We start from the raw sequence: 22278 nt of genomic DNA, 5'->3' as shown, positions 1-22278 counted from the left end.
GGAGATTTCAGGGCATGGGCGACAAGATCGAAATGCTGGTGTCGGTCCAGGAGACCGATGCCGACCTTGAACGCATCATCGAGCTGACCGGCTATCTGCGGGACAGGATCGCGGAGAACGACGACGCCGTCATCGGCCACCCGGTGACCGGTGGCGGCCCGCCGGGCACCCGGGGGACCGACCTCGAGACGATCGGCGCGATCCTGGTGACGGTGCAGGCCTCCGTGAGCCTGGTCGCGACGGTGGTCGACACGGTCCGGGACTGGCTCAGGACCGACACCGCATCGCAGCGCCGGGTGAAGATCCGAGTGGGTGACAACGAACTCGAGGTCAGCGCGGCGACGACCGCCGAGCAGGGACGCCTCGTCGCCGCCTTCCTGCGGGCGATCGAGGCCGGGGACGACGGGCGGCCCTGAGCTCATGGCCGGCGCCCGGTCCGCCCTGATCATCGCCGTGAACGACTATCTGGACGACAACCTCGACGATCTCCGGGCGCCGTTGCGCGATGCGGCGGCATTGAAAGGTGTCCTGGCCGATCCAGCGATCGGCGCGTTCGACAAGGTCACGATTCTGCCGAATCCGACGGCGGACATGGCACGGCGCGCTCTGGAGAATTTCTTCAAGCGGGGCGGGGCGACCGAGGTGCGGGTCTGCCACTTCAGCGGGCATGCTTTTCGTGGCACATCGAGCGACAGCCTCTATCTCGCGATGCACGACACGGATACGGAGGAATATCCCGATTCCACTTCCATCCCCAGCGACTGGCTCGCAAATCTGATCAAGAGAAGTCCCGCCCGGTACAAACTGCTGCTCCTCGATTGCTGTCACGGCGGCCTGTTCAAATTCCGCGGCCCGGACGGCGGGGAAACCCTAGGCTCCGACGACGTCGACGAAACGCTGAACCGCAGCGTCGGGAAGTTCGCCCCGGCCCCGGCGATTCCGATAGCGGGCGGCCGGGCCGCGGTGGCGATCGCGGCCGCCAGAGCCGGGCAGGGGTCGGTGGAGAAGCGCCACGGCGCGCTGTCCGAGGCGATCATCGAGGGCCTGAGCACCGGCGACGCCGGCCGGGCCGACAGCGAGTGGATCACCCCCGACGACCTGCTGGCGTACGCCAGGGACTGGTTCACGAAGACCGGACTGCAGCAGTCCCCGGTCGGGACGCAGCACGAGAACACCGCCGACTTCCTCGTCGCCCGCAACGTCTCCTACCAGCCACTCATCCCGCCCGACGTCGAGGAGTTGCTCAGGTCTCCGACCCCCGCGACCCGTTACACCGGGATCGCGAAGCTCGACATGGTCGCGAGCTCGGGCGCAGCCGGTGCGGCGCAGGCGGTCCGGACCCGGCTGCAGCAGTTGGTCCAGGACAACAAGGGTTCGCAGCTCGGCGAGCTGGCTCAGGTGGTACTGCTGCGAAATTCCCTGACAGTGAACCCGGCCGTGGCAGGCTTCGGCCGGGTGCGCCGGGGAACGACAGTGCCGGCTCACGAGATCACGGTGGCCGTTCCGCACCTGGGCGACCGGTGGCAGGCCGAGTGCGCTGACCCAGCGGTGACGCTCACCCGGCACTCCGACCGGCTCGCCATCGCCATCGACCCGGCGCGACGCGGCGACATCGCCGCCACCGTGACCGTCACCAGTGCGATGGGCGACGCCGAGATCCCGGTGACGGCGACGGTGATCCGCCCGGAGATCCCCTGGCACGTGCCGGCCTTCCCCCTGCTGCCGCGGCGGCTTCACCTGCCCAGGTTCACCGATGCCGGGAGGCGCACCGCCGCGACCCTGGCCTGCGGTGCCGCCGTCCTGCTCACGACCACGTCCGCCCACCTCGTGCCGAAGGTCCAGCTGCAGGGCTGGTGCATCCCGACCCAGGACCTGCCGGTGCTGACGACCCAGTCCCTGCAGCCCGCCCTCGAGAAGGCCGCCCGCGAGTTCGAGAGCAGCCACACCAGCACCGACTGCGCGGACACCCAGGTCCGCATCAGCATCACGGCCCTGAGCTCCGACGGGCTCGCCGAGCGCCGCATCGCCGAGCAGTGGCCGGACACCGCCGACGCGGATCCCCGGGCGACGCCGGAGGTCGCCGCAGCGGCGGACGCCGAGGCACGAATGGCCGGGCCGGCCCCGCAGGTGTGGGTGCCGGAGTCATCGGTGCAGGTGGAGCTCGCCCGCACCGCCATGGGTGGGACTGCCCCGCTCAGCCTGAACCTGCCGGCCGCTGCGGAGATCTCCGAAGCGTCGGTGGCCGCGTCACCGTTCGTCCTCGCCGTCCCCGATTCCCCCGGCAGCCCTGCGCACCTGACCTGGAAACAGGTGCTCCAGGACGGATGGAGGTTCCCCCGGCCCGACCCGCGGAATTCCACCACCGGTCTACTGGCGACCTACGCGCTCTACGAAGCGGCGTCGGACGACCGCGACGCGGAGAAGATCCTGCGGCCCAGCCTCGGCGGCGACGACCTGCGCAACGATCTCTGCCGGCTGCGGCTGTCCACCGACGCGCCACCGGACGGCACAGCGTTCCTCATGCCCGAGAAATACGTCTCGGACTACAACGCCGGGCGTCCGCTGGGCGACGGCTGCCCCGTCGCCAATACGGCGCCGGTGACCACCACCCTCAAGGTCGTGGAGTCGAGCACCCCGGCGCCTGCCCTGGACGTGCCGTGCGTGACCCTGACCGGCATCCCGGCGAGCGACGGCGCGCAGCACGAGCTGGCCGAGGCGTTCTGCGATCACCTCCACAGCGCGAAGGGACTCGCGGCCCTGCGGGCCGATGGCCTCGCCGCCCCGCGGAGCAGCGCGGCCATGCCCAACCCGGGCACCGGGGCGGCGAAGAAGGTCATCGACACCTGGACCTCGGCGCAGCGACCCGTCCGCGTCCTGCTCGCGATGGACGTCTCCGGCTCGATGAAACTGACGCCACCGGGCTCGTCGACGCAGCGCATCGAGACCGTCCGGGCGGCGGCCCGGACCGCGGTCGAGCGCAGCAAGATGGCACCGGGCGACGAGGTCGGCGTCTGGCGGTTCGCCACGCATCTGTCGGGCAACAGGGACTACGCGGAGCTCGTGCCGCTCGCCTCCGCCACCAGCGACCAGCAGAGCCGGGCGGCGGCGGCGCTCGCGTCGCTGACGGCCACGCAGGCCGACACCGGGCTCTACGACACGATCCAGGCGGGCGTGCGGACCCTCGCCGAGGGGATCACGGCAACCGCGGGCGTCGACCCGGTGAACAGGCTCGTGGTGCTCACCGACGGCGAGAACGACGACGACCCGACGGCCGCGACGGTGCAGGATCTCGCCACCGAGCTGCGCGCCTACGACGTCGAGGTCTCCATCATCGCCTCGGTCGGCGCCGACTGCGCGCCCTTCGAGCCGCTCTACAAGTTCGACCTCACCTGCGTGGAGAAGGGCGCGGACGAGCTGGCCGCGGCGTTCGCCAAAGCACTCCCCAGCCGGGCGGTGACCCCCTCATGATCACGCCGGCGCGGGTGGCGCGGGTGGCGCGGGTGGCTGGGCCGGCGCGGCTGCGCAGGCTTGGCTGCGGGGCATCGGTGCTGTTGCTTCTGGCTGCCCTTGCGGCGGTGGCAGGCTGCGAAGCCGGCCCGCCCGAATGCGGCGCCGACGGCATCGGAAGGATCACGTTCGCCACGGTGAAGAACTATTCGGCGGCCCAGCGACGCGACCTCACCCAGCGGTGGGCCAGGGACCACCCGGCCGAGCCGTTGACGATCGTCGTGCTCCCGGCCACCTCGGACCAGCAACGGGTTCAGCTCGCCACCACCCTGCAGGCCGACAAACGCGCCGGCCGCGCCGGGCCGGGCAGCTACGACGTGGTCGGCATGGATGTCGTCAACCTGCCGGAGTTCGCCGAGGGCGGATACCTGCAGCCCCAGGACGAGAAACGCTTCCGGCGCGCGAACTTCCTCGGCGTACCGTGGCAGAGCTCCGTCCAGGGCGGCACCCTGTATGCCGTGCCGTTCACCACCAACGTCGGACTGCTCTACTACTGGGCCGACGAGCTGGTCAGCCGCAAGGTGATCAGCAACGAGAACGAGCGCTGGAAGCCGGAGAGCTGGCAGCAGATCGCCGACGCGGCCCGTGCCTCGATGGGCGACGACAGGGCCGGATACACGGCCCAGCTGAAAAGCTACGAGGGTCTGACAGTCAACGCGATGGAGCTGATCTGGGCGGCCGGCGGCGACCTGCCGACCCCGACCCGGCCCGTCAGCCAGGACCAGTTGGACGCCGCGGCCGACGGCATCGAGGTGCTCATCGACGGCGTCCACCAGCGGTGGATCTCCCAGGACAGCCTGGACTACGACGAGTCGTCGAGCCTGAACGCCTTCCTCGGCAAGAAAGCGGTGATCATGCGGCACTGGCCCGACGCCTGGCCGGTGCTGCGCAAGGGCGACCCCCACATCCGGGTCACGATGCTGCCGGGGACCCGGTCGACCACCCTCGGCGGTGAGAACATCGCGGTGGCCCGCTGCTCACCGCACCGCAGCAGCGCGTCGGACCTCCTCGCCTTCCTCACCGCTCCCGACCAGCAAAAGTGGATCTTCGATGCCGGCGTCTACCTGCCGACCGTCCAGAGCCTCTACACCGACGGCAGCCTCACCGGCGGCACCCTCAACCTCGAACCGGACTTCATCGCCCTGCTGAGATCGAGCATCGACAATGCCCGCCGCCGCCCGGTGCTACCCGCCTACAGCGACGCGAGCCAGCTGATCCAGACCCACATCCACGCCGCTCTGCAGACCCCGGCAGGCGAGGGCAAACCTCCGGTGGACGTCATCAACGACCTGGCCGGCGACCTGCGCGGCTGACCGCCCTACCGCGGCTACGCTGTTTACTCCTTACCGCGGCATGCGCTGCGCGGCAATGGTCGCCCTGCCGAGCGGCATCGTCCGCCATCGAGCCGCAAAGGTCCCCGCCCCCGCATCCAGCACAATCCTCATCCGGTGCGGAGTCTCCACAAACACCAGATCAACAACATCCGCACCGTACGCCGTGACTACCGGCCCGCTCCCCGCCCAGCTCCCGTCAGCGCTGAGAGCCATCACCTCCCCGTCCACGACAACCTCCTTCGCATCCACGACCACCTCCCGCACAGTGGGCACCTCATTGCCCGCCCCCGCCCGATAACTCCCCGCGGTGAGCCGCGCCGGCCCCACCGGCCGCGCCAGCTCTGTTGCCGTCGCGGCTTGCGCGTTGTCTCCGCCCGCCGGTCGCGCTAGCTCTGTTGCGGCCCCGGCCTGCGCGCTGTTTCCGCCCGCTGTTGCGGTCCCGGCCTGCGTGCTGTCCCCGTCCGGGGTCAGGGCGGGGAGCAGATGCGTCCACACGGCGTCGAGCTGGGCTGCCATGTCGGGGCTCTGCGCGGTCATCGCGATCACGGCGTCCTGCTCCGGCAGAACCAGCATGTACTGCCCGTACGCCCCGTCGCCGCGGTAGCCGTGCCGGCTGCGCCAGAACTGGAAGCCGTACCCGAGATCCCAGTCCTGCTCGGGCCGCCGGGTCTCCACGTGCTTGCGGGTGGCCTCCGCGACCCACTCGGCACTGAGCAGCCGCCGCCCCGCCCACACACCGCCGTCCAGATACAACTGACCGAGCTTCGCGACGGCCTCGGTCGTGACATGCAACCCCGCGAACCCCGGCTGCCGTCCGACCCGGTCAGCTCCCCACCCGTACGTGCTGATGCCCAGCGGCTCGAACAACCGGGGCCGTAGGAAATCGATCAGCGACCCACCACTCACCCGGCCGATGATCGCCGACAACGCATACGTGCAAGGCTGGTTGTACGCGAACACGGTCCCCGGCTCCCGCTCCGGCGGCACCTGCAGAAAACCCCGCAGCAGATCCCCACCGCCGGCCACCCGCGCCCGCTCGAACGTCTCCTGCTCGTGCCCACTGGCCATCGCCGCCACATGCCGCACCCGGATCGACCGAGCCCCGGCATCGGTGACAAGCCCGTCGAGCTCCGGGAAATACGACAGCACCGTCGCATCCAGATCGACGAGCCCCTCCGCCACCGCCATCCCGAGCGCCGTCGACGTGAAACTCTTGCTGAGCGAATACAGCCCGTGCGGAATCTCCGGCGCATAGGGATGCCACCACCGCTCGGCAACAACATGCCCGTGCCGCAGCACCATCAGACTGTGCAACTCCACCCCGTCCATCCCCGCGACCGCGGCGACGAACCTGTCGATCCCCCCGGCATCGACGCCTTGCTCCCCGGGCGTACTCCGCGGCAACACAGTGCTCTGCATCCCTGCTTTATACCTTCCGCAGCGCAGGCCCGGCAGCCGCCACGAACCTCAGCCGTGGAACAGGTCGATCAGGCTCTGCGCTGCGTCGTCGCCGAAAATGATCCTGGTGGTGGCCTCACCCTCAGCCGCGGCTTCGGCACTGCGAGGAAACATGACCTGTTCGTACGCCGTGAGCGCGCCCTCGACGTCGCCGGGGTGAGCGGCGATGGCAGCACCGAGCTCGGCGCCGTCCTGCATCGCGAGGTTGGCTCCCTCGCCGTTCGGCGGCTGCAGGTGCGCGGCGTCGCCGAGCAGGGTCACCCCGGGCACCCGGTCCCAGCGATGGTCGCCCGGCAGTGTGAAGTGGGGCCGGCAGACCGGAGCAGTGTCACTGTCGGTGAGCAGCGCTCTCAGTTCGGGCGCCCAGCCATCAACCTCGCGGGCGATCCGGGCGGTCGCCGCGACCCGGTCGCTGAAGTCGATGCCGGCGAACCACTCCTGCGGCCGGGCCAGCCACAGGTACGCGTGCAGGTTGCCGTCGCTCTCCCGGTGAACGAGGAACGCTTTCCCGCCGCCGCTGTTCTCGGACACGAACAACATCCCGTCACCGACCGCCTTCGCGGTGGCGGGATGCCGGCTGGCGGCGTCGAAGAGGAAGGTCTCGATGGACGAGCTGCCGCCGTACACGGGCGTGACATCGGTGAGCAGCGACCGCACCTTCGACCACGCCCCGTCTGCCCCGACGAGCAGGTCCGTGCCGACGGTGCTGCCGTCGTGGAAGATCACCTCGTGGCGTCCGCCGCCGACCGACCGCACCCCGCTGACCCGCCGCCCCCACCGCACAGTGCCGGCCGGAACCGAGTCGAGCAGCATCTGCCGCAACGCCGCCCGCTGCGCCTCGGGACTGCCACCGCTCCCGTCGTCAGCCTTGTCGAACAGCACAACGCCACCCGGGTCGAGCACCCGTACGGACTCGCGCCCCGGCAGCACGATGGCCCGGAACTCGTCCATCAGACCGGCCGCTTCCAGGGCCACCTGGCCGTTGTAGTCGTGAATGTCGAGCATCCCGCCCTGAGCGCGCGCCGTCGGCGACGCCTCCGCCTCGAAGACGGTGACAGGGATGCCGTGCAGATGCAGGACGCGGGCGAGGGTGAGGCCACCGAGTCCGGCGCCGATGATCGTTACTGGGCTCTTCATGCGTTCGAGCCTGCGCGCCCCCACCGACACGCCGGCGACACAACAACGACACGACACCTACACCCGGCTCCGTAGCTCGGCCCTGCCGCTTGCCGGCGTCGGATGGCACTTCATTCCAGTTCGCCAGCGTTCAGGTTCATTGCAGCGTGCGCTAATATTGGATCCAACAAGACAGTGCTTGGATCCTGAAATGGGATTTCGGGGCTTGCTATCGTGCTTCCACCCCAGCCGCCGTCGCGGCACCGATCGAACCCGGGACCGCATTGACCACAGCGGGCGAGGCCACCATGGACGACGCACCCCGGAGCGACGCGCTCGTCGACGCCACAGCCGCTGCCATTCGGGCGCGGATCATGTCCGGCGACATCCCGATCGGCGCGCAACTGCGCCAGGCGGAGCTGGCCAAGACACTCGGCGTCAGCCGCACCCCCGTGCGCGAGGCGCTGCGCCAGCTGCAGACCGGCGGCCTGATCGAGGTCGTCCCGCACCGCGGCGCCGTGGTTCGCGTCCCCGCCCCGTGGGACGTGCGCGAGACATACGAGGTCCGCGCCGAGCTCGAGGGCCTGGTTTGTGAGCGTGCCGTCCCCCGGATCACCCGCGACGGCCTCGACGACCTGCGCAAGGCCAACGAGGCGCTGCGGCCCGGCGCGATCCGCCCCGACGGCTCCAGCACGGTCGCCAACGACAGCTTCCACACGCTGATCCACGGCATCGCCGGCAACGAGCGGCTGGCCCGGGTGATCAAGGAGATCAACGAGGCGTTCCCGCGCAACGTCTCCGCGCTCGTGCTGCAGGACAACCCGCGCCACCGCGAGGACAACTTCGCGGAGCACGAGCGGATCATCACCGCGCTCGCCGCCGACGACGCCGAGACGGCCCGCCGCGAGATGCAGGCACACGTGATCAGCGCCGGCGAGCAGCTCGCCCGGTGGTACGAACGCCGGTCCGCCACGGTGTTCCGGGGATAGGTCACGCCGTCACCGCGAGAGCCGCGGGGGAGAGCCCGTCCGGATCGGGGAGAGCCCGTCCGGATCGGGGCTGGCGATGCCGGTCGCGAGGTCGGCCAGTGCCGCGCCGATCGCGGGACCGAACTTCAAGCCGTGCCCGGAGCAGGCCGCCGCCACCAGCACGTGCGGCAGGCCGGGCATCGCCCGATCGCGAACCGGTTGCGCGACCGCGAACCGGTTACGCGGCGCCATCGTGTAACGGCACCTCGATCGAGAACGCGCCGAGCCCGGGCGGCGCGACCAGCGACGCGTTGCCGGCACCGAGGAAGACGTTGACGATCCGGGTCTCCTCGAGCAGCGGCGCGAGCGCCGGGTAGCAGCCGCGACGTCCACGGCCTGGCGCAGACGACCGGCCGGTCGGCGGTCAGCTCCCCGCCGTCCGTGCTGACCCGCATTCCACTGCCGCCGGCCCGCCACGACGTGACCGTGGTGCCTGCACGGGGCCGGCGGTCCTCGATCGATGCTATTGGATGCGACAATCGGGGTTGCGACAGTTCTCTTGCATTTCACCGGCCATTGGCTCACGCGAATTACGCTCACGCGACCCGATGCGAGGTTCGCGTATCTGTTCGCCATCTGTGATGATCATGAAAATGTACTTTCCCGCGCTGAGCTTGGCTTTCTTCGTCGACTGTCCGCTTGCGACAGTCGTTACGAGAGGGATGCCCGTTTCGGAAACGCAATGGAAGCACCCCCTTCATTACTCCTTTCGGGTTCACGCCATTCCTTTTTAACAATCAGGCCCTACCTTTTACAGCGGCACGGGTATGTGTGGGGGAGGTGCCGTGAGAAAACTATTAGCTCTGCTCGTTTCGGCTCTCCTGGTGGTCGTTGTCCTGGCACCGTTGCCGGCGCAAGCGGCGCCACCAGCGGATTTCCGGACCGAACTCGTGGTCGGGGCCGGGCTGGAGGGGCCGTCCGGTTTCGAGATCGCTCCCGACGGGCGGATCTTCGTCCTCGAGCGGTCGGGAAAGATCAAGATTGTCAAGAACGGGCGACTGCTGGCCACGCCGTTTGCGGATCTGCCGTCGCAGCCCAGTGGCGACCGCGGCCTGATCGGTGTCGCGTTCGACCCGGAATTCGGCGTCACCAACCACTACGCGTACTTCTATTACACCGGCCTCGATCTGCACAATCGGCTGGTCCGATTTGACGCTTCGGCCGATGTCGCCACCACCGGTCCGTTCACCATCTTCCAGACCGAATCGTTGTCGCAGGAGCTGCACGTAGGCGGAAGTCTCGCTTTCGGGCCGGACGGGAAGTTGTATTTCGCGGTCGGGGACAACGGCTACCCGCCGAACGCCCAGCTGCTGACCAACCCGCACGGCAAGATCCTGCGCATCAACCGCGACGGCACGATCCCGCCCGGCAACCCGTTCGCCGGCCAGGCCGGCAAGCAGCAGGAGATCTGGGCGTACGGCTTCCGCAACCCGTGGCGCTTCCAGTTCGACAGCGCGACCGGTCAGCTCTACGGCGGTGACGTCGGCGACTACACGTGGGAAGAGGTCAACCACATCGTCAAGGGCGGCAACTACGGGTGGCCGCTCAAGGAGGGCGCCTGTACGTCGGCGTGCACGGGCTACGTCGACCCGATCTACGCGTACCCGCATGAGGGTGAGAGCGCGGCCGTCACCGGCGGGCCTGTCTACCGCGGGACGATGTTCCCGGCCGAATACCGGGGCAACCTCTTCTTCGGCGACTACGCCAAGGGCTTCATCCGCCGCGCGGTGCTCGACGCGGACGGCAACGCCACCTCCGTGGAACCCTTCGACACCGTCGCCGGCAGCGTCGTCGACCTGAAGGTGGCACCGGACGGCTCGCTGTACTACCTCACCTTCATCCCGGGCCGGCTCTACCGGATCAGTTACGAGATCGGGAACCACGCGCCGAGCGCCACGGCCACGGCCGACGTGACCAAGGGCCTGGACCCGCTGACCGTGCACTTCTCCGGTGCGGCCAGCGTCGATCCCGACAGCGACCCGCTCACCTATCAATGGGAGTTCGGCGACGGCACCGGCAGCACCGCGGCAGAGCCGGTCAAGATCTACCCCGACATCGGTGTGTACGTTGCCACGCTCACCGTCACCGACAGCGAGGGAAACGCCGCCGAGGCGGTGCCCATCGTCATCCAGGTCGGCATCGCGCCCACGCTCAACGTCGCCGTGCCGGCCGACGGTGCCCGCTACCGCGCCGGCGACGTCATCACCTACAACGCGTTCGCCAGCGACGCCGCCGGTTTCGACCTGGACGACAACGACATCACGATGAACGCGGTGCTGCACCACGGCACCCACATCCACCCGTTCGTCGGCCCGCTGACCGGAAGGGCCGGCTCCTTCACGATCCCGTCGACCGGGGAGTCGTCCGCGGACACCTGGTACGAGCTCACCGTCACGGCCACCGACACGAACGGTCTCAGCACCTCGCGCTCCGTCACCATCCGGCCCATCACGACGACGTTCACCGTTGCCACCAGCCCACCCGGGCTGACGGCCTATCTGGACGGCATCCCCGAGACGGCACCGCACGAGGTGGCCGGGGTCGAAGGCTTCAGGCGTGAGTTGTACGCCCCACCGGTCGCCGTCGCCGCCGACGGCACCACGTACCACTTCACCGGCTGGTCGGACGGCGGAAGTATCCGGCACACCATCGTCACGCCCGGGGACGACACCACGTACACGGCCGTCTACGCCCCGTCGACGCCGTTCGCCGCCAAGTACTACGCCGGCAGAGCCCTCGCCGGGGCGCCCGTCCTGACCCGCAACGACCCGCGCATCGACTTCGCGTGGGGCGGGGGCTCACCCGGCGCCGGTGTGCCCGCGGACAACTTCTCCGCACGCTGGACCAAGAAGCAGTACTTCGCCGCCGGCCGCTACCGCTTCACCGCGGTCTGCGACGACGGGTTCCGGCTCTACGTCGACAACACCCTCGTGCTCGACCACTGGTCCAGCCAGCCCGGCACCGCGTACGACTGGATCGGTGACCTGGGCGCGGGCAACCACACCATCACGCTGGAGTACTTCGAGGAGGCCGGCGGGGCGATCGCCAAACTCGACTGGGCCGCCACTGTGGAGCAGCCCGACGACACCTGGCGCGCCGAATACTGGAATCTCCCCGGCACCGGCAGCTCGCCGACGGTGCCCAGCGCCCCACCGGTCCTGACCCGCGCCGAGGACGCCGTCGACCACGACTGGGCGGGGGGATCACCGGCCCCGGCGATCAATACCGACCACTTCGCCGGGCGCTGGACCCGGACCTTGAGCCTGGCCCCGGGGGAGTACGAGTTCACCGCCACCGCGGACGACGGGGTACGGCTCACCGTGGACGGGCTGCGGGTGATCGACCGGTGGACCGATTCGGGGCCGGTCGCGACCACCGCCACCACGGTGCTCGACGGTGGCCCGCACACGGTCGTGCTGGACTACTACGAGAATTCCGGCGGCGCCGTGGCCCGGCTCGCCTACCGGCAGCTCGCGGACCAGCTCGACCCGCAGGACTACACGTCGGAATTCTGGAACACCCCCGGTGCGGGCAGCGCCCCGCCGTTTCCCGCCGGCGAGCCCGACGTGACGCGGACCGACCCAGCGATCGCGTTCGACTGGGGCGGTGGTTCCCCGGACCCGGCCATCAACGATGACAAGTTCGCGGCCCGGTTCACGCGAACAGACACGCTGTCCGCGGGCCTCTACCGGTTCTCGGGCCTGAGCGACGACGGGGTACGGGTCTTCCTGGACGGCGTACCGATCGTCGACGAGTGGGCCGACCAGCACGCCACGTTCAGCACCGACCGCCCGGTGCTGGCCGGCATCCACCAGATCCGCGTCGAGTACTACGAGAACGGTGTCGGCGCCGCACTCCAGTTCGGCTATCAGCGCATCGGCGCGTACCACCCGGCCGCGACCTGGTCCGCGGAGTACTTCGCCAACACCACCCTCACTGGTACGCCCGTGGTGTCCCGCAGCGACGACACAGTGGACTTCGACTGGGGGCTGGGGTCGCCGGACCCGCTCGTCCCGGCGAACCAGTTCTCCGCCCGGTGGACGAAGACCGCTGACTACGCCGCCGGCACCTACCGGTTCGCGGCGACCGGGGACGACGGCATCCGCGTGCTGCTCGACGGCGTCACGGTGCTGGACGGCTGGTCCGACCACGGCCCCACCACGTTCACCACAGACCTCGACCTCGGAGCCGGCGAGCACACCGTCGTCGTCGAGTACTACGACAGCTTTGTCGGCGCCGTGGCCGTGTTCACGGAGACACCCCAGTGAGCCCCCTGTGAAACACCCCCCAGTGAGAAGGAGTCCGTTCATGGCGGAGATATCGCCGACCCGGCTCGAAGCCCCGGCGCGGGTCGCCGGCGCTCCACCGGCGGTGACCGTCGTGGTGCCGACCCGCAACGAGGCGGACAACGTCGGCCCGCTCGCCGACCGGGTACGCGCCGCGTTCGGCGACCAGCCCGTGGAGATCGTCTTCGTCGACGACAGTGACGACGCGACGCCGTCGGCCATCGAGGCGATCGCCGAGCGTCACCCCGGAGAGGTGCGTCTGATACATCGTGTCTCACAGGAGCGTGCCGGTGGTCTCGGTGGTGCCGTGGTCGCGGGGATCTCCGCCGCCCGCGCGCCCTGGGTGGTGGTGATGGACGGCGACCTGCAGCACCCGCCGGAGACCGCGCCGCTGCTGCTGGCCGCTGGTCGCGCAGAGACCGCCCAGGCCGTGGTGGCCAGCCGTTACCGGGAGTCAGGCCGGGTCGACGGGCTGGGCGGCTGGTTCCGCCGCACCGTCTCGCGTGGCTCCGGGCGGCTCGCCAAGCTGTTCTTCCCGCTCCGGCTGCGCGGTGTCACCGACCCGATGAGCGGGTTCTTCGCCGTGCGCCGCGACGCGGTCCGGCCGGCGGAGCTGCGCCCGGACGGCTACAAGATCCTGCTCGAGATGCTGGTGCGCAACCGGATCGAGCGCGTCGCCGAGGTGCCGTACACGTTCCGGTCCCGGACCGCGGGGGAGAGCAAGGCGTCGCTGCCCGAGGGCCTGCGGTACTTCCGGCACCTCGCGGGGCTGCGGCTGTCGATGATGCGGCGGCCGCAGTCGGCGTACGGCCGGATGGCGGGTTTCGCCCTCGCCGGCGCCGCCGGCACCGCGGTCAACTCGGTGGCGCTGTGGGCCCTCGGTGAGCTCGCCGGGCTGCCCTACCTGCTCGCCGCGTTCCTGGCCGTGCAGGTCGCGATCGTCTGGAACTTCGCGGTCATCGACCACCTGGTGATGCCGCCCGGCGTACACGCGCGACGGCACCGCTTCGGCCGCTTCCTGCTGCTGAACAACAGCCTCACCCCGCTGCACCTGGGCCTGCTGTTCGCCCTGGTCCGCTGGGGCGGGCTGCACTATCTCGGCGCGAACGTGGTCGCCATCATCGTGGTGTTCGCGCTGCGCTACATCGTCACGAGTTCCTGGGTGTACGGCACCCCGGCCGGCGGCGGTCTGCCCGCCACGGAGCTGATGCGGCTGGTCCGGCGGACCGGGCAGGTCCGCGTGATCCTGACCCTGCTGCTCACCGCGCTGGCGTTCCCCGCCCTGCTCGCCGTCTCGTGGAACGGGCTCTGGACCCGCAGCGGTGCGGTGCCGCTGATCATCCCGCTGGCCGCGGCGACGGCCCTGGTCCTGGGGCGGCTGCGCCCCGACCGCGGCGAACCGGATGTGCACGACCGGCAGGTGGACGGCCTGCTCTCGGTCGGGTGCCTGGTCTCCGCGTCGGCGCTGCTGCTGCTCGCCCCGGCGCCCGACCGGCTCACCTGGCTGCTGCCGGCGTCACTGTTCTACCTGGCGGGTGCGGCGATCCTGCTCCTCGGTACGCGTACGGCGGCCCGGCTGCGCTGGGCCCTGCTGCTCCCGCTCGTGTCCATCGCTGATCTCGGCCTGGCCGCGAACGACGCACCGGCCGTGCTCGGCGCCGTGGCCTGCCTGATCGTCAGCGCGCTGGTCATCTTCGGGGCCCGGTGGGGTGCCTTCGCACGCGCCGCCGTCGCGTCCCTGGCGGTGGTCGCGGTGGCGGCCAACGTCCCGTTCGTGGCGGGGATGTTCTCCTCGGGCCGCTACGCCGGGCTACCCGCCCTCACCGACGTCTCGCTGGCGCTGGTGGTGGCGGCGATCGTGGTGTTCTGGTCGCGGAGCCGCCCGGTCCGGGCACTGGCTGCCGGGCGCCCGTTCCTGCCCCGGGCCCGCTTCGTCCTCGCGACCCTCACCGTCGTCGCCGTGCTGCTGGGGCTGCGCACTCTGCCCGAGCTCACGTGGCAACCCGCGGAGCTGCCGGCGACGTCTGGCGCCTCGTCGCAGGGTTCGCCGCGGGGAGACCGCTGATGCCGGCTGAGGTGATCGAGCGCAAGCTCACCGCGTACTCCGCGCATGTTGTTCTGACCCGGCTCCAGCGCATCGGCCTTTTCGCCGGTCTCGCCCTGCTGGCCGGGGTCGCCGTGCTGCGCCCGATGCTGGTGCTGCAGGTGATCGTCGCGCTCGTGACGCTCTGCTACGGCGCGGCCATCGCGTTCCGGGTCGCGCTGGTCTACGCCGCCGGGCGTGGTGAGCACCGGGTGCTGATCAGTGACGAGGACGCGCGGGCCGTGGCGGACGCCGAGCTGCCGGTCTACACGGTGCTCGTCCCCGCGTACCGTGAGCCCAGTGTGATCGGTGCCCTGATGGCGCATCTCTCGGCACTGGAGTATCCCCGCGACAAGCTCGAGGTGATCCTCCTGCTCGAACCGGACGACACCGAGACGATCGAGGCCGCACGGGCCGCGCTCACCGGCGAGCACCTGCGGATCCTGGTCGTGCCGGAGTCGATGCCCAAGACGAAGCCGAAGGCCTGCAACGTCGGGCTGGCCGAGGCGACCGGCGAGTTCGTCACGATCTACGATGCCGAGGACATCCCCGACCCGCTGCAACTGCGCCGGGCCGTCGTGGCGCTGCGCCGGCTCGGCCCGGAATACGTGTGCCTGCAGGCGGAGCTGGGCTACTTCAACACCGATCAGAATCGGATCACCCGCTGGTTCGCCCTGGAATACGCGACCTGGTTCCGGTCCCTGCTGCCCGGGTTGGTCGCGCTCGGCATGCCGGTCCCGCTGGGTGGCACAAGCAACCATTTCCGTACGCGTGAACTGCGCGAGCTCGGCGCCTGGGATCCGTACAACGTCACGGAGGACGCGGACCTCGGCATCCGGCTGGCCCGCTCCGGCTTCCGCGTCGGCGTGCTGGAGTCGGTGACCCTCGAGGAGGCCAACTCCGACTTCATCAACTGGATCAAGCAACGCAGCCGCTGGTACAAGGGCTATCTGATGACCTGGCTGGTCCACCTGCGCAGCCCCCGCGCGACGTTCAAGCAACTGGGGTGGCGCGGGCTGCTGTGCCTCAACCTGTTCGTCGGCGGCACTCCGCTGGCCGCGCTGCTCAACGCCGTGCTGTGGGCCACCACTCTGCTCTGGTTCCTGGCCCAGCCCGCCGTGATGGAGCAGATCTTCATCCCGCCCTTCTACTACATCGGCGTGTTCTGCCTGGTCTTCGGCAACGCCACGGTCATCTACCTCAACGTCCTCTCGGTTCGCAGCATGGACCGCCCCGACCTGCTCGGCACCGCGCTGCTGTCGCCGCTGTACTGGGCGATGATGAGCCTGGCCAGCGCCAAAGCCGCGTGGCAGCTCGTCTTCAAGCCCTCCTACTGGGAGAAGACGACCCACGGCCTGCACCTTCCCACCACGGCGCCGGCGGCCTCCGATGACATCTGACACCCTCGTCGCCCGGCGACGCCCGACCCTCACCGAGCACCGCGCGGTCCTGCTCGCGTGCGGCATCGTCTACCTGGCCGTCGCTCTGTGGTTCTGGCACAACCAGGTGATCCCGAGCGACTCGACCAGCCGGCTCGCCAACGCGTACTACACGCTCTTCAGCCGGGACCCGCACCTCGCCGCGGTCGGCTTCGTCTGGAACCCGCTGCCGTCGCTGATCCTGCTCCCGTTCCTGCCCCTGAAGGTGCTGCTCCCGGCGCTGACCCAGCAGTCCCTGCTCGCGCCCCTGGTGTCCGCCGCGTTCATGACGGCCACCGTCGGCGTCGTCCACGACCTGCTGCGCCGCATGACGCTCACCCGGACCCCGCGGCTGATCCTGACCGCGGCGTTCGCCCTGAACCCGATGACCGTCCTCTACGCGGGCAACGGCATGAGCGAGGCCTGCTTCCTGCTGTTCCTGCTGCTCGCCACCCGTGCGCTGTACCAGTGGCTGACCGTGCGCAAGGTCGAGTCGCTCGTCCCGGCCGGTCTCGCGATCGCACTGGCGTACGGCGCGCGCTACGAGGCCCTCGCCCCGGTCGTCGCGCTCCCGGTGGTGGTCGCTCTGGTCACCTGGCGTCTGGGGGGAACCGGCAGCCGGGCCGCGCTGGCCCGGGTCGACGCGGTGATCGCGGGGCTGCCCGGGGTGCTCGCGGTGGTGCTCTGGGCGGTCGCCAGCAAGATCATCGTCAACCAGTGGTTCGCCACGTTCTCCTCGGAGTACGGCAACTCGGCCCAGGTGTCGAGCGGGTCGACCGGGATCTCGTCGGTCACCGGTGACGACCTGGGCGGGCGGCTCGCGTACTGGTCCCAGCAGTGGCTCGGGCTCGCCCCGTTGCTGCTCGTGCTGCTGGTCCTGGCGGCGATCCTGGCCTGGCGGGCGCGCAACCCGGGCATCCTGGCGCCGGTCACGATCCTCGGGTCGGTGCTGGCGTTCGACGCCCTCGCGTTCCTGACCGGCATGTCCTTCGGCTGGCTCCGCTTCCAGATCACCCTGATCCCGCTCGGCGTCCTGCTGGCCGGGCACGTCCTGGCCACGTGGCGCCCGCTCGGCACCGCCCGCGTCGCGGTGACCCTGACCTTGGCCCTGCTGGCGATCCCGAGCACGCTCTACACCCTCACCCAGCCCGAACTCGCCCGGGAGGAATCCGAGTACGTCACGGCCGCCGGCTCGGCCCGGCGCAGCGACCTCGCCCGCGTCGACGCCCGGGTGGCCGCCGACCTGGACGCCATGAACCTGCCCGACGGCGCCGTCCTGGCCGACGCCGCGGTCGCCTACGGCGTCATCCTCGCCAGCGATCACCCTCACGGCTTCGTCACCACCCCGGACCGCGACTTCCCCGGTGCGGTCACCGACCCCCGCGGCCACAACATCCGCTACCTGCTGCTCTCGGCGGACGCCCCCACCGACGCGGTCCGCACGGGGCGTTACGGGCCCGACGCCGCGTCGGTTCCTGTCACCGGCGTGCGTACCTGGTCGGACGCGTACGGCAACCTGCAGTGGACCCTGATCGCAGCTTGACCGGCATTGCCCGGCGGGTGGGTCTCCCGCCGGGCAATGCCCCCTACAGTGATCATCATGGTGACTGGTGAATACAGGGACTTCTTCGTGGCGATGGCCGGCGCGGCGGGTGCGCTGACCGGCCTGCTGTTCGTGGCTCTGTCCTTGACTCCGCACAACAGCCCCAAACTCGACAATCCAGTCATTCGACAGGTACGCGCGAGCGCCGCCCTCATCGCCTTCACCAATACCCTCGTGGTCTCACTCTTCGGCCTCGTCCCCGAGACCAACCTCGGTTACCCGGCAGCCTCCATGGGAGTCGTCGGCGTCCTGTTCACGGCAGCCGGCATCCGCACGGTCCTGGCCAGCGTCGCCGCCACCCGCGCCCGCCTGCGCCAGGCCGGTCTCATCGTCCTGCTGCTCAGCATCTTCGGCGCCGAACTGATCTGCGGCGGCCTCGTCATCGCCGGCATCAACCCCGAGGTCGCCATGCACCTCATCGGCTACGCGCTCTGCACCTCGATCCTGGTCGGCGTCGCCCGCGCCTGGGAGATGGTCAGCGACCGCGACACCGGCGTCGTCGCCTCCCTCGCCACCCTGGTCGAGCACAAGCCCTGAGTTCCTCTGCCGGCGTTGCTCGGCTTTGCGGGTGCAGGCAGATGACGAGCGCACGCCGCCGACTTCGAGACGTCGTCGCCGGGCCGGCGAAGAGGTGATCGGCCTGGTGTCCACCTCGGGGTGATCGTCCACAAAGGGCGGGGTCCTGCGTACGCCGCGTGCCAGGTGTCGCACTCTCCGGATTGGGGCATATATCGACGTACATGTGTCAGCTGGAACCGGTTTGACGCATACTGCTAGCGTTCCCGGCGGTCGGCGATGGTCGATCCGTGTGGATCGTGTTCAGTGGAGGTGTCGCTGGTGCTGGAGAGGCTCAGCGGCGGCCTCGATCGGCTTCGTGACGAGGCCGGCGAGGGCACCGTGACAAGGCGGCGGTTGCTGACCGCCGTGCCGGGAGCTGCCGGGCTGCTCGTGCTCGGCGGGGCGGCGACGGCCGGGTCCGTGTCGGCGGCGAGACCCGAGCACACGCCGCGGGCGACGACAAAGCCGCGCACCCCGCCCAAGGAGAGCGCGCCGGCCAAGCCGCCGGGGCTGCCGACGCAGAAGAAGCCGATCTTCACGCTGGCGGACTATCGGCGGATGTCGTCGGCGCCGCCGTTCCCCACCGACGCCGTGGCGCTGACCATCGACGACGGGCCGCACCCGATCTGGACCCCGAAGATCCTGCACCTGCTCGACAAGTACCACGTGCCGGCCCTGTTCTGCATGATCGGCAACCAGGTGCTCGGCCACGAGCAGATCGCCAAGACGGTCGTCGGCGCCGGTCACCAGCTCGCCAATCACACCTGGAGCCACCCGACGAAGCTCGCCGGCAAGTCCGGCCCGCAGGTGGCCAAGGAGATCGCCAGGGCCCAGGCCAAGATCCAGAAGACCACGGGGTACGCCCCGAAGCTGTTCCGTTCCCCCGGCGGCGACTGGTCCCCGACGGTGCTCCGCGAAGCCGCCCGCGCGGGCCTGCTCCCGGTCGACTGGAGCACCGACCCCCGCGACTGGTCCCGCCCCGGCGCCCCCGCCATCGAGCACCGGCTGATGGCCGCCCGCCCCGGGCAGATCATGCTCTGCCACGACGGCGGCGGCGACCGTTCCCAGACCTACACCGCGCTGAAGAAGGTCATCCCCGCGCTGTCGGCGAAGGGCTACCGCTTCGTGGCCCTGTAACCGGACCGGCCTTCCCGTCGACAGCGCCCGTTCGGCCGTGTTCGCCGGTTGGGCCCGGGGTGGCCGGGGTCGCGGTGGCGGTCCTGCGGGGGAGGGCGGCGAGGAGGCGGTCGAGGGCCAGGAGGGCCGCGCCGAGCAGGGCGAAGAGGGCCAGGAGGGCGACCATCCAGAGTGCCACGCCCAGGTAGCCCTTGCCCTCGGGGCTGAAGAAGAAGTACGGGTAGCGGTCGGGGACCTCGGGGAAGAGGATGGCCCGGAAGATGGACGTGATGCCGTACCCGAACGGGTAGATGAGCCAGAGCGGGAGGTCCCGCCAGGGTGACACCCGGCGGGGGCCGAAGAGGAGCCAGTCGAGCAGGACCATGATCGGCACTGCGTAGTGCATCAGGAAGAGCGAGCGGTTGGTGAGTTCGGTCGCCGGGTCGCCGTGGATGAGGCCGGGCAGCGGATTGTCGCCGTGGTTGAGCACGAAATGCGAGATCAGGCACGTGATCACGATCCAGAGCGTGACCGGGCCGCGGAGCCGGGGTGCGGCCGGAGCGGTGGTGCCGCGTTTCAGCATCCAGTAGATCGTGGCGCCGAAGTAGCCGAGGACGATCAGGTTGCTCTGGTTCGTGTAGTAGGCGAACCGGTGCTGGTCCATCTGGAAGCCGGTGTAGCCGCAGGCGACGATCGCCACCCGCCACCACAGCTCGGGACGGGACAGGACGGTCATCGGGGGAGGGTCCTTCCGGCGGGTCATGCTTGAGGGGGCTTGATCGATTCTCTGGATTATGCGGGAGTCTCGCGGCGGGCGCGCGGCACCCCTACGATGGTTGTCATCGATACCTGGGAAGCCGTTCCGCGCGGCAAGGGCTTTGTCGTCACCATCCATGCCGGGCCGCGCCCGCACGTCGCGCGGCTGTCCGCCGAGGAGCTGGAGATCGTCCGGCCGATCCTCGACGAGACCGTGGAAGCCGGTGGCCGCGACGAGTTCAGCCGGGTCCAGTTCGCCGACGCGCTGCGGGTGGCGATCGGGCGGGACCCGTTCCGGCAGGTCGGGCGTGGGGGAGCCGAGTGGCGCACGGCCCGGCTCGACATCGCGGGCGTCGTGATCGGGTTGATCTTCGCCAACTCCGACGACGTGCGGTGGCGCCAGGTCACGGGTTACGCCGTCGCTGCGTTCTGCTTCGCCCATCTGTGCTGGCTGACCATCCGCGTGCTGCTCCGCCGGCAGCCCTGACGCTGCCGGCGGAGTCCGGTAGAGGCGGAGCCCGGTAAAGGCCGAGTCCGGTAAAGGCCGAGTCCGGTAAAGGCGGAGTCCGGTAGAGCCAGGGTCAGTTGATGGTCACGCGGTGGCGGAGTTTGTTGTAGCCGGTGCTGGGTTCCCAGAGGCCCTCGTTGGCGAGGTGGATGGAGTACTCGGGGCGGCCGGCCAGGCGGGCGCCGGGGTCGGGCAGGTCGAGGAGCAGGTCGTACGTGCCGGCTGCGAGACCGTTCAGTGACACGGTTTCGGTGGCCGTGGTGGTGGTGCCGGGCGCCCAGCGGCGGGGGTCGGCGGTGAGGAAGCGCAGGTAGTTGATGCCGGTGTCGGTGTTGCGCAGGACCAGGGCGGCGTCGCGGGGGTTGGCCGGGGCGGACCAGCCGTCGTTGCGGACGGTGAAGCTGATCGGCAGGATGCCGCCGCGGGCGGCGGTGTCCGGGTAGGAGCCGCTGACGAGGGTGAAGCGGTAGCCGAGGCTGCGGCGGATGGTGTCGATGCAGCCGCCGGAGGACCAGCTGGCGAGCACGTCCGGGTGGTAGTCCTCGTTGAGGAAGTTGTAGTGGAACTGGATCAGCTCCTGCACCGCGGTCGGGCAGTCGGTGCGGGGGGAGTTCTTGGCGCAGGTCTCCCCGCCCATGGCCACGTACCGGGTGTCCGCTTCCAGGTACGGGTACTCCGCGTTCGGGTTGCGGAACGTGCCCATGTCGTCGGCGGCGGCCAGGAAACAGTCGTTGTGGTGGCCGAGGCGGGCGGCGATGGTGCCGGAGTACGCCTCCGTGTCGGAGACGGGATCGGGGTCGTACAACGTCTGCTTGTAGGCCATGGTGCGGACCTGGAGCATGCGGTCGGCCGGCAGGACCGTGAGCAGCTTGTCCAGGATGGCTTTGCGGTTCGCCCAGTCGGCGGGGGAGATCTGGCCGAGGTTGCCGAAGTTCTGCGTGTAGTACCACTCGCCCCAGGCGCCGATGAAACCCGCCTGCAGGACGTGGATGATGTCGGCATTGGCACGCAGTACGGGTGCGAGCTGGTCGATGTGCGCGAGGATACGGTCCGATGTGGCATCGTCGCCGCCCATATCGGCGGTGTAGGCGAACCGGACGACCATTTTGAGCCCCGCCGAGCGTACGACATCGGCTTGTTGCTGGAATTGTTTCAGGGCTGCGTCGCTGATCGGGGAATGCTTGTACGGCGTGAGATAGAACATGCACATCACAAGTGAGATGTGCTCTTTTCTACGGAACGACAGAAGTCGATCACGGTCGAAGTCGTGCGAGTCACAGTTTCCGGGGTAGTGGTAGAAACCGCGCTCGGGATTGGCGATGTCGGCGCCGTCCGCGCTGTAGGCAACCGAGTTGTCCGCGGCGCGGGCCTTCGTGGTGAAGGGCGGGGCCGCGCCGACAATGGTGGCACAGAGCAGACCGGTGAGAGCCGCGGCCGGCATGCGTTTCAGAGGCATGAGAATACGCTAGGACAAACTCCGATGAAAAGCCGCATAACACGATAAAAG

Annotated in this window: 16 protein-coding genes; 11 read left to right on the top strand and 5 right to left on the bottom strand. The window is 69.8% G+C overall.

Annotated elements, in window-relative coordinates; all coding sequences use genetic code 11:
- Positions 1-14 precede the first annotated feature (14 nt).
- Genes Aco04nite_RS27690 through Aco04nite_RS27680 form a run of 3 tightly spaced genes read left to right on the top strand, consistent with a single transcriptional unit; the run spans position 15 to position 4820 of the window.
- Positions 15-416 carry a hypothetical protein gene (locus Aco04nite_RS27690; RefSeq protein WP_213000171.1) on the top strand — a complete coding sequence of 134 codons (402 nt, stop codon included), beginning with the start codon at positions 15-17 and terminating at the stop codon, positions 414-416.
- A 4-nt stretch (positions 417-420) separates the two neighbouring features.
- Entirely contained in the window at positions 421-3468 is a 3048-nt protein-coding gene (locus Aco04nite_RS27685) for a substrate-binding domain-containing protein (protein ID WP_213000170.1), read from the top strand.
- Positions 3465-4820, top strand: coding sequence for an extracellular solute-binding protein (locus tag Aco04nite_RS27680; protein WP_213000169.1), 1356 nt, complete (start codon positions 3465-3467; stop codon positions 4818-4820). Before Aco04nite_RS27685 ends, Aco04nite_RS27680 begins: the two co-directional genes overlap by 4 nt.
- 30 nt (positions 4821-4850) lie before the next feature.
- Here Aco04nite_RS27680 and Aco04nite_RS27675 read toward each other — a convergent pair whose 3' ends face one another.
- A complete protein-coding gene (locus tag Aco04nite_RS27675) occupies positions 4851-6260 on the bottom strand; it encodes a serine hydrolase domain-containing protein (protein ID WP_213000168.1) in 1410 nt (469 codons plus the stop codon).
- 48 nt (positions 6261-6308) lie between these two features.
- On the bottom strand, positions 6309-7436 hold the full coding sequence (locus Aco04nite_RS27670; RefSeq protein ID WP_213000167.1) for an FAD-dependent oxidoreductase: 1128 nt from the start codon (positions 7434-7436) through the stop codon (positions 6309-6311).
- Between the two features lie 287 nt (positions 7437-7723).
- On the opposite strand from Aco04nite_RS27670, the gene Aco04nite_RS27665 reads away from it, so the two are divergent.
- Positions 7724-8404 carry a GntR family transcriptional regulator gene (locus Aco04nite_RS27665; RefSeq protein WP_213000166.1) on the top strand — a complete coding sequence of 227 codons (681 nt, stop codon included), beginning with the start codon at positions 7724-7726 and terminating at the stop codon, positions 8402-8404.
- A gap of 9 nt (positions 8405-8413) precedes the next feature.
- Here Aco04nite_RS27665 and Aco04nite_RS27660 read toward each other — a convergent pair whose 3' ends face one another.
- Entirely contained in the window at positions 8414-8635 is a 222-nt protein-coding gene (locus Aco04nite_RS27660) for a hypothetical protein (protein ID WP_213000165.1), read from the bottom strand.
- A gap of 593 nt (positions 8636-9228) precedes the next feature.
- Here Aco04nite_RS27660 and Aco04nite_RS27655 point away from each other — a divergent pair.
- The 6 genes from Aco04nite_RS27655 to Aco04nite_RS27630 all read left to right on the top strand — a co-directional run bounded on the left by Aco04nite_RS27655 (position 9229) and on the right by Aco04nite_RS27630 (position 19528).
- Positions 9229-12711, top strand: coding sequence for a PQQ-dependent sugar dehydrogenase (locus tag Aco04nite_RS27655; RefSeq protein WP_213000164.1), 3483 nt, complete (start codon positions 9229-9231; stop codon positions 12709-12711).
- A 40-nt stretch (positions 12712-12751) separates the two neighbouring features.
- Positions 12752-14794: a glycosyltransferase family 2 protein gene (locus Aco04nite_RS27650; protein ID WP_213000163.1), complete on the top strand. Its 2043-nt coding sequence runs from the start codon at positions 12752-12754 to the stop codon at positions 14792-14794.
- Positions 14794-16212 carry a glycosyltransferase gene (locus Aco04nite_RS27645; protein WP_213000162.1) on the top strand — a complete coding sequence of 473 codons (1419 nt, stop codon included), beginning with the start codon at positions 14794-14796 and terminating at the stop codon, positions 16210-16212. The genes Aco04nite_RS27650 and Aco04nite_RS27645 overlap by 1 nt, the downstream gene beginning before the upstream one ends.
- The gene (locus Aco04nite_RS27640; protein ID WP_213000161.1) at positions 16202-17773 is read left to right on the top strand and encodes a hypothetical protein; all 1572 of its coding nucleotides are present in this window, start codon (positions 16202-16204) and stop codon (positions 17771-17773) included. The genes Aco04nite_RS27645 and Aco04nite_RS27640 overlap by 11 nt, the downstream gene beginning before the upstream one ends.
- Positions 17774-17830: 57 nt before the next feature.
- Positions 17831-18370: a hypothetical protein gene (locus Aco04nite_RS27635; RefSeq protein ID WP_213000160.1), complete on the top strand. Its 540-nt coding sequence runs from the start codon at positions 17831-17833 to the stop codon at positions 18368-18370.
- A gap of 300 nt (positions 18371-18670) precedes the next feature.
- Complete coding sequence (locus Aco04nite_RS27630) at positions 18671-19528, top strand: polysaccharide deacetylase family protein (RefSeq protein ID WP_213000159.1); 858 nt, start codon at positions 18671-18673, stop codon at positions 19526-19528.
- Here Aco04nite_RS27630 and Aco04nite_RS27625 read toward each other — a convergent pair.
- Complete coding sequence (locus Aco04nite_RS27625) at positions 19482-20243, bottom strand: Pr6Pr family membrane protein (RefSeq protein WP_213000158.1); 762 nt, start codon at positions 20241-20243, stop codon at positions 19482-19484. The genes Aco04nite_RS27630 and Aco04nite_RS27625 overlap by 47 nt on opposite strands.
- Positions 20244-20339: 96 nt before the next feature.
- On the opposite strand from Aco04nite_RS27625, the gene Aco04nite_RS27620 reads away from it, so the two are divergent.
- Complete coding sequence (locus Aco04nite_RS27620) at positions 20340-20750, top strand: hypothetical protein (protein ID WP_213000157.1); 411 nt, start codon at positions 20340-20342, stop codon at positions 20748-20750.
- A gap of 94 nt (positions 20751-20844) precedes the next feature.
- Here the strand turns inward: Aco04nite_RS27620 and Aco04nite_RS27615 are convergent, their stop codons facing one another.
- Entirely contained in the window at positions 20845-22227 is a 1383-nt protein-coding gene (locus Aco04nite_RS27615; protein WP_244876339.1) for a DUF4832 domain-containing protein, read from the bottom strand.
- Between the last annotated feature and the right edge of the window lie 51 nt (positions 22228-22278).

The sequence above is a fragment of the Winogradskya consettensis genome, from assembly GCF_018332715.1.
GTDB lineage: Bacteria > Actinomycetota > Actinomycetes > Mycobacteriales > Micromonosporaceae > Actinoplanes > Actinoplanes consettensis.
The sequence above is the reverse complement of the archived record's forward strand: the minus strand, read 5'-3'. Positions and strand labels throughout refer to the sequence as shown.